The following is a 14166-nucleotide window of genomic DNA, read 5'->3' on the forward strand; positions in this document are numbered from 1 at the left end:
GTCATGAGCACCCGCAACACACTGCCCGAGGGCGTGATCTCCCTCCCCGCCCATGAGGCCCACGCCCGCCACGTCCTCGACGCCAATGCCTGGGCCTACTTTGCCGGCGGCGCGGCCGACGAGCACACCCTGCGCGCCAACCCCGCCGCCTGGGAGGCCCTGGCGCTCCATCCCCGCATCCTGCGCCCGGTGGCCGGCGGGCACACCCGGGTCAGCCTGCTGGGGCGCAGCCTGGCCCACCCCATCCTGCTCGCGCCGGTGGCCTATCAGCGCATGGCCCATCCCGACGGCGAGCTGGGCAGCGCCGTGGCTGCGTCGGCCCAGGAAGCCGGGCTGGTGCTCAGCACCCAGGCCAGCACGCCCCTTGAAGCTGTCGCCGACGCCATCCGCAGCGACCCCGACCGGGGCCCCTTGTGGTTCCAGCTCTACCTGCAGCACGACCGGGGCTTCAACATCGAGCTGATCCGACGCGCCGAAGCCGCCGGCTATGAAGCCCTGGTCCTCACCGTGGACGCGCCCTGCAGCGGAGCCCGGGACCGGGAGCGCGCCGCCGGCTTCCGCCTGCCGCCGGGTATCAGCGCCGTGAATCTTGCGGGCCTGCCGCCCCGCCCGGCGCGGGATCTGGCCCCGGGCCGCAGCGGCCTGTTCGACGACCTGCTCCACGACGCCCCCACCTGGAACGACATCGCCTGGCTGCAGGCCCAGACCCGCCTGCCGGTGATCCTGAAGGGGGTGCTGCACCCAGAGGATGCGAGAGAGGCCGTACGTCAGCAGGTCGGTGGCCTGATCGTCTCCAACCACGGCGGACGCACCCTCGACACCCTGCCCACCACCGCCAACGCCCTTCCCGCCGTGGTGGACGCGGTGGATGGCAGCCTGCCGGTACTGGTGGACGGCGGCATCCGTCGGGGCACCGACGTGCTCAAGGCCATGGCCCTGGGCGCCAGCGCGGTGCTCATCGGCCGCCCCTACATCTTTGGTCTGGCCAACGCCGGTGCCCTGGGCGTCGCCCACGTCATCCGCCTGCTGCGGGACGAGCTGGAGATCGCCATGGCCCTGTGCGGGGCCCGCACGCTGCAGCAGCTGCCCAACGGGCTGCTGGGCAAGCCCGCGCAGCCCGCCCGCTGACCCCGCCTTACAAGCGCAGGCGGGCCACTTCCGCCTCCAGCTCCCGGGCCACGGTCAGCAGTTCCTCCGCCTGGGTACGGTTGGTCGCCGCCGCCTGGCTGGTCTCCACCACCGATCTGGACACCGAATCGATACTGCCGGAGATCAGCTGACTGGCCTGGGTCTGTTCCCGGGTGGCGTCGGCGATGTCGGCCACCGCCGCCGAGGTCCGCTCGGCGCGCTCGTGGATCGCCTCCAGGGCCGCCTCGACCCGGCGGGACACCTCCACATTGCGCCCCACCTGCTCCACCGCCCGGCGCGCCGAGGTGGCGACCGAGCTGACGCCCTCCTGGATGCTGCCGAGGGTGGTGTTGATCAGGGCGGCCGACTTGGAGGACTGCTCGGCCAGCTTGCGCACCTCGTCGGCCACCACGGCAAAGCCACGGCCCTGCTCCCCCGCCCGGGCCGCCTCGATCGCCGCATTGAGGGCCAGCAGGTTGGTCTGCTCGGAGATGTCACGAATGGCGTTGACGGCCTGGTGGATCTCCGTCGAACGCTCGCCCAGCGCCTCCACCTGGGTGGCCGCATCGCGCACCGTGTCGGCGGTGCTGCGCAGATGGGCGATGCTGTCATGCACCGTCCCCACCCCTTCCTGCACCGAGGCAGCAGTCTCCCGCGTCAGGGCCAGGGCCCTGTCCGCATTCGACGACACCTGCTCGACGCTTAGCCCCAACTGGCGGGTAGTGTCCGCCATGTCCCCCGCCGTGGCGCTCTGCTGGCGGGTGGCCTCCCCGAGGCTGCGGGACGAATCCGACATGTCCGCCGCGGTGCGCTGCAGGTGATCGCTGGTCTGGCGGATGCTGCCCGCCAGCACACGCATGGAGTCAGCCGCGCTGTTGATGCTCTGGCCGATCAGATCGATCTCGCTGCGGCTGCCCGGCACCACCTCGGCACGAACCGACAGGTCGCCGCCGCCAAAGCGCGACACCAGGCCCGCCAGATGGGACAAGGGGCTCAGGCGCTGCCGCAGGAAGAAGGCCAGGGCCAGCACCAGCAAGGCCCCGCAGCCTATCGCCAGCAGGGCGATCTGGTTGCGCAGGGCGTTGGACTCCTCGACAAACTCATCCACCCACGACCCGGTGGCCACCAGCCAGTGGAGCTCCGGCAGTTCCCGCACCACCACCATCTTATCGGCCTCGGCGGCGCCGTCACCCCAGCGGTAAACCAGGGTTCCGTTGCGCTTCTCGATCAGCTCACCGACGATGCGCTGCACCGCCGGGTCCATCTCGGCCAGGGTCTTGCCCTCAAACTTGGGGTGGTAGATGAAGCGCACATCCTTGGCGTCGCCCGAGGGCACCGAGATGATGTAGGGGTAGCCGGTTCTGCCGACCTTCATCGCCCCCAGCTTGTCCTTGATGATGCGCACATTCGACTCGGCATCCACCCGCATGGTCACCGCCCCCACCACCTTGCCCGAGGCATCCTTCAGCGGTTCGGCGGCCAGCACGAACATCTTGCCGTTACGCTCCAGGGAGCCCAGGAAGGGCTTGCCGGTAAGCAGGATGGAGGGATAGTCGCCGTTGTTGTCCACCAGCTCCCCGTGGCGGGGGTTGCCCTCCTTGTCCTTCAGGAGCGTCGCTGCGCGGTAGAAGCGGTCGCCCTTGCGCACCAGGAAGGCCGGCTCCCGATCGGTATGGAGGCGGTTGTAGGCGGCCAGCACCTCGGTGTTGGCATTCAGCACCAGATTGCCGATGGCCACGCCCGGCAGGGTCGCCTTGCCGGTGGGCAGTTCGGCACCGGTCAGCCGGGCCGGGCCGGGCATCGACTCGATGAACTGAGTGAGGGCATCCCTGGAACGCTTCTCCAGGCTGTCCTTGGCATAGGCCAGCATGGAGATGGTCATGTCGGCCTGCAGGGACAGGGACTCTTCCGCCCGGGCGATTGCGTTCTGGCGGGACATGATGGCCACGGTGGCCACCAGGATGGCCACCATCAGGGTGACCCCGACGGTGCACAGCAGGACAACCTGCCGGACGATGGGCTTGTGCTTCAGCATGGACTTTTCTCGAAGTGGGCAAGACGCCCTCTCCGTATCGGCCCAAACGCGCCGGAGTTGAGCCCTACGCCGGCGGAATGCCCCGCCCTGTCTTGCGCTACGCCAGCCGGCTACTCGTCGAAGGCGTGGATGAAATCCCGGATGCGGGGGTAGATCTGGCGCTCCCAGCGCTTGCCGTTGAACACCCCGTAGTGCCCCACCGAGGCCTGCAGGTGGTGCTGCTTGCGATACGGCGCCAGCTTGCTGCACAGATCGTGGGCGGCCAGGGTCTGGCCGATGGAGCAGATGTCGTCCCGTTCGCCCTCCACCGTGAACAGCGCGGTGCGGCGGATCGCCTCGGGCTTCACCACGCGGCCGCGGTATTCCAGCACGCCCCGGGGCAGGTGGTATTCCTGGAAGACCTTGCGCACCGTCTGCAGGTAGAACTCGGCGGGCAGATCCATCATGGCCAGGTATTCGTCGTAGAACTCCTTGATGCCGTGGGCCTTCACCGTATCGCCTTCCACGTAGTGCCCGTACATCTTGCGGAAGGACTCCTTGTGCCGGTCCAGGTTCATGCTCATGAAGGCCGAAATCTGCAGGAAGCCCGGATACACCCGCCGCAGCGCCCCCTTGTAACGCAGGGGCACCACGCCGATGAGCTTGCTCTCGAACCACTCGATGGGCTTGCCGGTGGCCAGGTTGTTCACCTCGGTGGGGTTGATGCGGCAGTCGATGGGCCCGGCCATCAGGGTCATGCTGCGGGGCTGGTGGGGGTGCTTGTCCTCGGCCATGACCGCCACCGCCGCCAGGGTCGGCACGGTGGGCTGACACACCGCCACCAGATGGGTGTGGGGGCCGAGCCAATCCACGAAACGGATGATGTGCTCGATGAAGGTGTCCAGGTCGAAGGCCCCCTCGGACAGCGGTATGTCGCGCACGTTGTGCCAGTCGGTCACGTACACGTCGTGGTCCTGCAGCAGGGTCTGGACGGTGCCCCGCAGCAGGGTGGCAAAGTGCCCGGACACCGGCGCCACCAGCAACACCTTGGGCTCGGTACCGCTGGTCGGTGTCTTGCGGAAGCGCAGCAGGGAGCAGAACGGGGTGTTGAAGACCACCTCCTCGCTCACCGTACAGGTGCCGGCGGGGGTGTCCACAGTGTCGATATTGAAGGGCGGGCGGTGATGGGTGAGCCCGGACAGGGCCAGCACCTCACAGGCCGCGGCCGCCTTGCGCAGGGTGCGGCTGTGGGGCAGCCAGAACAGGCTGTGATGTAACCAGGGCGCCAGGAAGCGCGCCGCACCGCGCATCGGCGTGGTCATGTCGGCCACGGCCTGATAGGCCTGGTAGTGCAAGGCAGGGCTGTTGGGGAGCATGGTGTTTTTGTAGTGCCGCAGTTGGGTTCCGGATACTAGCAATAGGCATGCCGTCACAGACGCCCTTTCAGGCACGTGGCTTGCTCGCAGGCTTGTCACGACACGCACACCAGGCCCATCGCCCCACCCCGAACGCCTTGCCGGAGAACCCCATCATGGCCGTCACCCTCACCCTGAGCAGCAAGAATTACTCGTCCTGGTCCCTGCGCGGCTGGCTGATGGCCCGCTTCGCCGGGCTCAACTTCAAGGAGGAAATGGTCGAGCAGGACGATGCTGGCGCCCGCGCCGAGCTCCTGCTGCTGGCCCCCTCGGTGCGCGTCCCGCGCCTGACCCACGGCGAGGTCTCCGTGTGGGACACCCTGGCCATCGGCGAATACCTCAACGAGCTCAAGCCCCAGGCCGGGCTGCTGCCCGCCGATGCCGCCGCCCGGGCCCACTGCCGCTCCATCTGCGGCGAGATGCACTCGGGCTTCAGCGCGTTGCGCTCGGCCCTGCCCATGAACCTGAAGGCCCATTTCCCCAAGTTCACCGTGTGGTCACGGGCCCATGGCGACATCGAACGAGTCACCGAGATCTGGCGCGACTGCCTCACCCGCTACGGCGGCCCCTTCCTGTTCGGCGCCCGGCGCACCCTGGCCGATGCCATGTACGCCCCCGTGGCGACCCGCTTCCTGACCTACGACGTCGCCCTCGACGAGGCCTGTTCAGCCTACTGCCGGACCATCATGGCCATGCCCGAAATGGGCGAATGGATGGCCGCAGCGAAGCTCGAACCCGACGATATCGAAGAGCTGGAAGTGGAGTTCTGAAAGACGCTTTCGCACCGTCCTGATGCAGGTGCCTGTCGGTGGTGCATGCGCCGGCAGGCGGGGGTTGCCAACCCTCCTCCATCCGGCCGAGAAAACTCGGCCACAGCGCAACTTTGGCATACTCAAGCGAGATCTTCGCCCGGTAGAATCCTTGAAGGCAGTCGAGATCCAAATGGTCCAGATCCAGCTCGCCCACCAAGGGCAACGGTGCACCCCTGCACCGCAGAAGAGAGGATCGACTCGCCCCTCTACCCCCAAGACCCCAGCCCGAGGAAGCCAACATGCACCACGGTGAAACATCCCCCCGTCCTGCCACGCCGCCCAGCCTTGGCGCGCGGGCCGTCGCCCTGCTGCTCACCGCCAGCCTGTCCCTGAGCGGATGCCAGTCCGGTGGTCTGGGCGCCGCCCAGACCAGCACGCCTGCCGGCAGCAATACGTCCGCAACGCAGACCAACCCCTGGAACGCCTGCATCATCGGCGCGGTGGTCGGAGCCGTGGGCTTCACGGTTTACACCCAGTACGTGAATCGCAAGGGCGGCGGGGCCAAGTTCTCGGCGGCCGACCAGCGCAAGATCCTCGCCGCGGTGGTGCTCGCCGGCTGTGCGATCCCGGCCGCCGCAACCGCCATCGGCAATGCCTTCAAGAACGACGCCGACCGGGTCCGCCACGAGGATGCCTTCGCCCGTGCCGCCAAGCGTGCCGGCCAGTCGAGCACCAATGATCGCGAGCGTGAGCGCATCATCGAGCAGTACGAGAAGCTCCCCCCCGCACGCAACCCGGCCGACAAGCGCAAGCGGGACGAAGAACTCAAGCGCCAGCTGGACAAGCTCGGCACCCCCAGCGTCGAAGAAACATGGACCAGCGAAACCGGTACCGGCGGCGTGGAAATCGGCGGACCGGTGAAAGACCCGACGGTCTCCGGGCAGGACTGCCGCTACATGAAGGAATACGTCCGCAACCCCGAGGGCCAGCAGGTCCAGAACAAGGTGTACGCTTGCCGCAAGGGCCCGGGCGAGCAGTATGTGCGGGTGGATCCCAACATCATGCAGGGGTAAGCCCCATGGTTTGCGCAACATCCTCGCACCGCCGCAGGCAGGTCGCCATGGCCTTGCTGCTGGCGGGCGCCGCCCTGGGGGCCGCGGCCGCCGAACCCAACGCCGAACGCTTTCCCTGCAAGCCCCTCAAGGAAGGGGGCTGGGCCGTGCTCGCCCACAACGGAATAAAGGGCGAGATCCGCTACCGCGACGGCCGGGTCGAGCCGGGGGACGGCGAACTGCTGAAACGCGCCATCAACGCCTGCAAACGCAACGGGCCGGTCCGGCTGGTGGATTTCAGCTCTCCGGGGGGCAGCGTGAACGAGGGGGTCAAGATGGCCCTCCACATCCGTGAAGCCGGCCTGGACACACAGATCAGCCCGGGCAGCTACTGCACCAGCGCCTGCACCTTTGCCTTCCTCGGCGGGGTCAACCGTGCCATCTCCGCGGCGGCGAGCTACAACGTGCATGCCTTCAGCAGCTTCATGGCCGACCCCCAGTCCTGCGACACGATCGGCCCCGGCAGCCTCTCGGCATCCGGCCGCCCCGCCCTCTTCTACCTGATTGCCCTCAACACGGCCCTTGGCGCGGGCATGTCGGAAGATGCCATCACCCGCGCCTTCACCGAGTACGGCAAGCGTGCCCAGTGCGACCCGCGCTCACGGATGCCGGCGAAGTTCGACTTGGCCATCCCCATGTATCTGCCGGTGGCCACGATCTTCCGCAAGGAACTCATCCGCTTCGAGATGGAGTCGGCCCGCAACATGCTGGGCCTCGTCTCCGGCAACGAGTTCGGCAACCGCCTCCGCCATGCGCCGGGCGCCTCCCCCGGGCAGCGCTACGAGCGGTGCACGCAGCTGAGCGCCGAGATCTACGGCCCGAACTCGAAGTTCATGCAGGAACGCCTGCTCACCCGGGACAACGTGGGCGCCCTGTTTCCCCGCTTCGAGGCCCATGTGATCAACATGGAGATCCTCGACACGCTGGCGGCGCGCTTCCCCGAGGTCAAAACGCGCCTAGAGGCGGTCATCCGCAAATCCGGGCAGCAGCAAGCCCTGCAGCAGTGGCGCGGCCTGCCGGTGGCCAGGCAGGCGCAGACGAAACCGCCAGCGATCCCCGAGATCGACCAGCTCGCCGCCTTCATCCGCGACGGCACGGAAGACCCGCAGCTCCCCATCCTGGGCCTGAAGACGCTGGAGCCGGAGAGTTTCTCCGGGGCCAAGCAGCTGTTCTGCCTGCTCGAAGGCCTGGGCGACGTGCGTCTGCCGGGCAACAGCGGCACCCCGAGCTACCTGGACCGCATGTTCTCCGTGTCCATCCTGACCACCAAGTCCGTTGATCGCCAGGAGCTGCAGGCCATGGACATCATTACGGATACGGAAGGAGGCCCGCGATGACCCCCGCCCCCCGCCTGTGCAGGCTCGCGGCCGCGGCCCTGCTCGCCGCCACGTCGATCGCCCACGCCGCCGACACCGCCAAGGGCACACAGCTCATCGCCGCCGTTGAGAACCTGCTCGGAGAGAAGCTGGGCGATGCCCGGGTGGAAGCCCGGGTGCACTGGACGCACCTCAACGCCGACGGCCTCGTGGACGCCATCGTCGTGGTGCGCAACCAGAATACCGGCGACTGCTTTCCCGACCAGGGGGTGATCTGCCAGCTGATGGTGTTCCGCGGCCAGGCCGACGGCTTCGAGCGCATCTACCGCAGCACCATCGACGAGCGGGGCGTCGCCCTCGCCGCCCCGGCTCCCGGCAGCCTGCGCGAGTTCGTGCACTTCTACCGCCCGGCGGGTGCCGAGCGCGCGCCCTATGCCGTGCGTGCCGCCGAGGGCGGCTACCGCCGCAGCCCGACGCCCCTCAGCCGCGAAGAGTTCGACAACCCGGCGCGCCAGCAGCTTCAGCTGCGGGCCGATTTCGAGCCCCTCGCCCCGGCCTCCGCTGCCGCAGCCCTGCCGGCCATCGGCGGCACGGTCGTGCGCGCCTATGGTTCCAGCTTCCTGCCCGCCCACAACATCCTGCGCGGCGAAAAGTCGGGCCAGCAGGTGATGGAGGCCGCCGTGAAGAGCTGGCGGGAAACCGAACCGCTGCTGGCCAACCAGCTGGGCAAGCTCGTTGCGCGCCAGCTGCTCACCCGCTCCGTCACCCTCTCGTTCCAGGGCTGCAACGACTGGATCGCGATTGTCCGGCGCCGGGTGGACGTGAGCGGCGCCGAAGACGTCCCCCTCTGCTACGAATACCTCATCAAGACCGGCGGCGAAGCCAACCCGCCCGCCGCCCTGTTCTACGCCTTCGGGTCCCTCGGCCCGGCGCTGGTGCGCTTTTCCGGCCAGCCCCTGCCACGGCAGCCCGACGACGAAGGCTTCCGCGGCTACCTGGCGGGCTACCTCATTCCCGACCGGGAGAGCGCCCGCGCCCTGTGGACGGTGGATGGCCCCCGCTATTACCGGGAGATGGGCGAGCTGTTCATCAAGGTCACCGACACCGACAAGGCCGAGGACGGCATTTTCCGGCGCGACTTTGCCGTCCGCTTCAGCGCCATGGCCTGCGCCCTGCGCCTGCGCGACAAACCCGCCTATGACCGGCTGCTCACCGCGGCCGATGGAATCCGCAACGACGACGTGTTCGCCAACGGCGAAACCCGCAACGTGGCCCTCAGCCACTGGGCCCGCAGTACCGAAAAACAGTGCACCGAAGCCGCGAGCTGGCTCAAGACCCGAGGTATCCAGTGAAGATCCGTCAAACACTCCTCCTGGGCGCGATCCCTGCCGCCCTGCTCCAGGGCTGCGCCTCCGTCCCCCTCGAAGGCAACGAGAAGGTGGTGTGCTACCACCCCAAGGCCATGGGCATCAACGCCCCCTATGGGCAGTACGCGCTGGTTGCCGGCAACCCCCTGGGCGCACCGGTGGCCACGCCGGACCCACGCCGCCGCCTCCCCGCCCCAGCCGTCCCCGGTAGCACCCCCGAGCGGGTGGTGGACAGCACCAGCCCCGACAGCCAGAGCGGCAGCCTGTGCTTCACGCTCACCGCCTACAGCGCCCAGGCTGCCCAGAGCAGCGGTACCTGCCTGGCCGTGCGCGGCCCCCGCGGCCTGCTGCCGGTGCGTGAGGGCAGCTCGCGTTTCGGCGTCACCTGGAAGGAGGCCGGCTTCCGCAACCCCCTGTGGGAGCGTGCCCTCAGCGCCGAGCAGGCGGACGCAGGCAACATCCGCCAGCGCACCGACGCCCTCGCCACCCAGGAAGACGCCCGCAGCGCCATCGAAACCCGGCGTAGCGGCCTGGCCCAGCAGGGCTTCACCCGCCGGGACGAGTGCGAACGGGACACCAAGACAGCCCCGACCCCGCCGCCCCGCCCGGTGCTGGCCGTGGACGAGAGCGCCCGCGCCAGCACCGCCCGCAGCCTGTGCGCCGACAGCTGGCGCAGCGTGTTCGGCGGCGACGCCCGCAAGCTCTTCAGCCTCGCCCGCATGGACGCCGACTGGACGGCCGCGGCCGGCACGCCCCGCGGCGCGGATCTGCCCAAGGCGGTCCAGGGCATGCTCCCCGCAGCCCGCCTGAGCCCCTCGGACCGGGGCCTGCTGAAAGGCGCGATCAGCGACAGCGAGGCGGACGCCGACATCATCGACATCTTCAGCCGCCTCCAGACCCGCTGCGTGGCCGGCCTTGGCGAAGCCATGAAAACCGGCTTCCAGCAATGGCAGGAGCGCCAGCGCATGGCCCTGGCCGCCCCGGCCGAACGCCGCAGCGCCTGCCTGGCCCTGTTCGACGGCATGGATCGGGACCAGGCCCGCCTCGACGAGGCCACGCGCCAGATCGAACGCATCGACGCCGAACGGGCCGCCAGCGGACGCGGCCCCCTGGCCCCGGGCAAGCCCATCGACCTGCGCAACCTGAGCTGCGGCTGAGAGCCCTCAGCGGAACAGCGCGTCCACGTCCACCGACTCCTTCACCCCCACGCTGGCCTGGTCGGCGTGGATCCAGCGCGCGGCCCGGGCGCGGCCCAGATCGCGCAGCATGTGCAGGAAGGAGCGGGTGGCGTTGAGCTTGCTGGCCGTGCCGGCCTGGGCCAGCTCCTCCGCCTCGATCAGGTGAAAGCGCAAGGCCATCAGCTTGCGCTCGAAGCGCCCCAGGGGCATCCAGCCCTCCCCTTCGGTGATGTGCCGGCGGGCGTGGGCGATCATGCGCATCTCCCGCAAAAAGGTGGTCGAGAAGCCCAGCTCCACGCTGCGCGCCGCGATCTCCTCGGCACTGCGCGGCGCCTCCGGGCGCAGCAGCGGGTTGAGCAGGATCAGCAGGATGTCCGGCGTGCTGCACTCGTACATCAGCGGATACACCGCCGGATTGGCGGTGAAGCCCCCATCCCAGTAGGCCTCGCCGTCGATCTCCACGGCGTGGTGCAGGGTGGGCAGACAGGCCGAGGCCAGCAGCGCGTCCTCGCTCAGCTCGTGGGTCTGGAACAAGCGCACCTTGCCCGTGCGCACCCGGGTCGCGGCGATGAAGAGCTTGAGGCGGCAGTCGTGCCGGATGCGCTCGAAGTCGAACTGGGCGCGCACCACGTCGCGCAGGGGGTTCAGCTCCAGGGGGTTGAGCTGATAGGGCGAGAACACCCGCGTCAGCGCCAGCATCATCGCCATGGGCGCGGGCAGCGCCCCGTCCCCCGCCGGGTTGAAGCTGTGCATCAGCTCCAGCTCCAGGGGCGTGGAATCGGCCACCGCCTCCCAGAAGGCATTCAGGCTGGCCCGGGCACCCTCGGCACCGCCGGTGGTCCAGCCCTGGGCCAGGGCCACCGCGTTCATGGCCCCGGCACTGGTACCGCTGACGCCCTCAAGGGCGATCCCTTCCTCCAGCAGCCGGTCCAGCACGCCCCAGGTGTAGGCACCGTGGGCGCCGCCCCCCTGCAGGGCCAGGCTCAGACACTGCGGCCCGGCGGCCTCCTTCTTCCACCAGCGACGGATCGACATGGCTTCATCCCCTTTCAGGTGATTTGCTGCAACGCACAATACCTGAAGGATGGACGCACAGGGGTTGCAGAAGTTCGATGGCGGCTACAAGACACGAAATGCCAGCGTTCAGTCGCCGGGCGCGGCTCGCCCCCATCGCAACCACGAAAGAGCCCCCCAGCATGCTGGCGCTGTCGATCGTATGTGGAGGCGCGCTGGTCGCGCCACACTCGAAGCGGGTCACCCACCGGCCCACAAGCATCTGTTGCCATCAAAAACACCAGGCCCTGAACCTGTGCAGAGCCGCCGCCCCGTGCTCTACTCACATCGGTCAGAAATCCCGTCCGCCCCCCATGCACCCGCCCTCCCAGCCTCACCCCACGCAAGGCCTGTCGGACACCACGAAGGGCCTCATCGCCGGCCTGCTGGTCGTGGCCTGCTGGTCCGGGTTCAACATCGTCTCGCGCTTTGGCACCAAGGGGCTGTTCACACCCTTTGACCTGGCCGCCATGCGCTACGGCGTTTCCGGCCTGCTCGGCGGGCTCTACTTTCTGCGCAACGCCCCCTTCGCCGACTGGCCGCGCTACCTTTCACTCAGCGTCTTTGGCGGCCTGGGCTACGGGCTGTTCGTCTATTCCGGCTTCTCGTTTGCCCCCAGCGCCCACGCCGGGATCTTCGTGAATGGCGGAATCCCCTTCTGCACCGCCATCCTCGTGGCGCTCACCACCGGCTTCCACCTGGCACGGCAGACGCTGATCGCCCTCGGCCTGTCGGCCTGCGGGCTGCTGCTGATCGGCATCGACAGCCTCCTGTCCCATCACGGCCAGGACGAGCTGACCGGAGACCTGCTCTTTCTGGCGGCCGCCATGTCCTGGTCGGTCTTCGGCCTCCTGATGCGCCGCTGGCAGATCCGGCCCGCGCTGGGCGTCTGCGGCATCGCCTTCTTTGCCCTGCTGCTCTACGAGCCCGTCTACCTGCTCTACCTGCCCAAGAACCTGCCCGCCGCCGGATGGGGCGACATCGCACTGCAATGCGTCTACCAGGGCTTCATCGCCGCCATGCTGGCCGCCGGCCTCTACAGCTACGCCAACCAGAAAATCGGCGCCTGCCAGGCCTCGATGATGCTGTCGCTGGTTCCGGCGGTGTCGGCGATCGGGGCCTACTTCATCCTGGATGAGCAACTGACCTGGACGGTGATGCTGGGTATCGTTGTGGTGTCGGTGGGCGCGGTGATCGGGGCGATGCCGGGGCGCGGCAGCGGGCGGTGATTGATGTTCTCGATGGCGAGCAGTGTCGTGATGCTCAAAACTCGGCGTGCAGTCGCATGGCAAAGAAGTTTGCCGGCCCACGGTCCGCGTTGTACGCGGGGTTCCACATCCGCTGGTAGTCGGCGGTCAGGAAGGTGTTCTTCCAGACGCTGAGGCTGTAATAGGTCTCAAACAGCTGCTCGGGCTTGTAATCAAGAGCGCCGTCGCCGATGAAGAACGAGATTCCGCCGGCTTCCAGATACTTGCGTCGGTCTGACGACAAGGTGTTGTGCGCGAGGCCGACACCGAGGGTATCCATGCCCCGGCCCCATGCAGACCCTTTCAGCGCAAAGCCTGCCGCGATTGAGCCGTCTGTCTCGGTAAAGGCATAGGTCTCCGTCCGACCATCTGCCTTCATGGCGCGCAGAAAGAAACCCAGGTCGTCATTGATGGCCTGCTCGATATTGATGCCTGCGCCATACTTGATCTTCTCTCCGTTACGCACCGCCAGGATGGCTTGACGATCGGCGTCGGGGTTGGCGTTCAGATAGTCGAGCGCATCCTTGAAGGAGGCCAGCACGGCCCGGCTGCGCCAGGCAAGCAGACGAACCTTGCCTGGTTGTCCGAGCAGCATGTGGGCGTGCTCCAGTTCGATCTGATCGCCGTAGTGCCTGCCGATCTGGAAATCAGTGGGCAGCATGTTCGGCACCTTCGGCCCCGTCATTCGGCCAACGCGAAGTACCCAGTCATCCTGATACCACTCCGCCGCGAAGCCCCAGCCAAATCCTCGGGCATCCGCCGCATAGTCGAACGACAAGGGGGCCATGAAGCTGGCGTTCATGAAGTGAGTGCGGGGATCCTTGGCATAGCGGTTGTCGTCGAATATATCCAGTGTCGAGAAGTTGCCGACCGTCAGGACTATGCGATTCTTGTCTACGGTGCCCGCCATCTGATTCAGATCGGCTTCGACCGCCTCATCACCGCCGCCCAGCCCCCATGTCTGTCGCAGGAACAGCCGCTGGCGATAGAGCTTGGGACGGTTGCCGGCCGTTCGCGTCAGCTCTCCGTTCGTGAAACCACCGCTACCGGACAATCCCGAGAACGGTATGCCCTGGGTGATCTCAGGGTTCAGATAGACCTCTCCGCCCTGCCACGTACGCATCCCAAGATAGGCCGTTGCCGTGGCGGTGTAGCTGATTTCCCTGGAAGCCTGGAGACTGTTCTGTCCGCTGTACGCAGCAGGCATGCCTGGCTTTGTCTGCCAGATATAGGTTCCCTGAAAGCGAGCGGTATGGTCCTCGTATTCGTCACTGGCCGAGTAAGCGGAGACGCTCGTGCAAAAGGCGCTAGAGACCATGAGCAGACGCATGGCCACGACAGGGGATGGCAGGCAAAAACGCATTCTTTTCCTTGAGGCAGAGTCGGGGGGCAGCCTTCGAGGGTCAATGCAAAGGACCGGTCTGCACAAACGGATGCGCAGACGCCGAAGATTGCCTGGAGTGCGCTCCCCAGTGGGACAAAGCGATAACCGTCACTCAAACAAGGGCCCACGAGGGGTCTCCGGGAAATGAAGATCCGCGGATTTTCGCAGCGCACCATACGACAGTAAGGTTACCAAATGGC

Annotated in this window: 11 protein-coding genes; 7 read left to right on the plus strand and 4 right to left on the minus strand. The window is 67.6% G+C overall.

Translation table 11 applies throughout. From position 1 onward, the window contains the following. The first annotated feature begins 3 nt into the window (after positions 1–3). Positions 4–1128, plus strand: a complete 1125-nt coding sequence (locus L6Q67_RS15810) for an alpha-hydroxy acid oxidase (protein ID WP_296571360.1) — start codon at positions 4–6, stop codon at positions 1126–1128. 7 nt (positions 1129–1135) lie between these two features. Here L6Q67_RS15810 and L6Q67_RS15815 read toward each other — a convergent pair whose 3' ends face one another. After that, positions 1136–3163: a Cache 3/Cache 2 fusion domain-containing protein gene (locus L6Q67_RS15815; protein ID WP_296571363.1), complete on the minus strand. Its 2028-nt coding sequence runs from the start codon at positions 3161–3163 to the stop codon at positions 1136–1138. Between the two features lie 110 nt (positions 3164–3273). Further along, positions 3274–4518 (minus strand): polyhydroxyalkanoate depolymerase, encoded by a 1245-nt coding sequence (locus L6Q67_RS15820; RefSeq protein WP_296571366.1) that lies wholly within the window; start codon positions 4516–4518, stop codon positions 3274–3276. Positions 4519–4673: 155 nt separating this feature from the next. Between L6Q67_RS15820 and L6Q67_RS15825 the strand changes: the two genes are divergently transcribed. From L6Q67_RS15825 to L6Q67_RS15845, 5 genes are all read left to right on the plus strand, one after another. Further along, positions 4674–5327 (plus strand): glutathione S-transferase family protein, encoded by a 654-nt coding sequence (locus L6Q67_RS15825; RefSeq protein WP_296571369.1) that lies wholly within the window; start codon positions 4674–4676, stop codon positions 5325–5327. Between the two features lie 281 nt (positions 5328–5608). Further along, positions 5609–6382 carry a hypothetical protein gene (locus tag L6Q67_RS15830; RefSeq protein WP_296571372.1) on the plus strand — a complete coding sequence of 258 codons (774 nt, stop codon included), beginning with the start codon at positions 5609–5611 and terminating at the stop codon, positions 6380–6382. Between the two features lie 47 nt (positions 6383–6429). Then, positions 6430–7758, plus strand: a complete 1329-nt coding sequence (locus tag L6Q67_RS15835; protein ID WP_296571375.1) for a hypothetical protein — start codon at positions 6430–6432, stop codon at positions 7756–7758. Further along, positions 7755–9089 carry a hypothetical protein gene (locus L6Q67_RS15840; protein ID WP_296571378.1) on the plus strand — a complete coding sequence of 445 codons (1335 nt, stop codon included), beginning with the start codon at positions 7755–7757 and terminating at the stop codon, positions 9087–9089. The genes L6Q67_RS15835 and L6Q67_RS15840 overlap by 4 nt, the downstream gene beginning before the upstream one ends. Next, positions 9086–10261, plus strand: a complete 1176-nt coding sequence (locus L6Q67_RS15845) for a hypothetical protein (protein WP_296571381.1) — start codon at positions 9086–9088, stop codon at positions 10259–10261. The genes L6Q67_RS15840 and L6Q67_RS15845 overlap by 4 nt, the downstream gene beginning before the upstream one ends. A 6-nt stretch (positions 10262–10267) precedes the next feature. On the opposite strand, the gene L6Q67_RS15850 is transcribed toward L6Q67_RS15845, so the two are convergent. After that, complete coding sequence (locus L6Q67_RS15850) at positions 10268–11317, minus strand: patatin-like phospholipase family protein (protein WP_296571384.1); 1050 nt, start codon at positions 11315–11317, stop codon at positions 10268–10270. 332 nt (positions 11318–11649) lie between these two features. Here L6Q67_RS15850 and L6Q67_RS15855 point away from each other — a divergent pair, with 332 nt between their 5' ends. Next, a complete protein-coding gene (locus L6Q67_RS15855) occupies positions 11650–12564 on the plus strand; it encodes a DMT family transporter (protein WP_296571386.1) in 915 nt (304 codons plus the stop codon). Between the two features lie 34 nt (positions 12565–12598). On the opposite strand, the gene L6Q67_RS15860 is transcribed toward L6Q67_RS15855, so the two are convergent. Then, on the minus strand, positions 12599–13912 hold the full coding sequence (locus tag L6Q67_RS15860) for a carbohydrate porin (protein ID WP_296571389.1): 1314 nt from the start codon (positions 13910–13912) through the stop codon (positions 12599–12601). Positions 13913–14166 lie beyond the last annotated feature (254 nt).

The organism is Zoogloea sp., from assembly GCF_023150065.1.
Lineage (GTDB): Bacteria > Pseudomonadota > Gammaproteobacteria > Burkholderiales > Rhodocyclaceae > Zoogloea.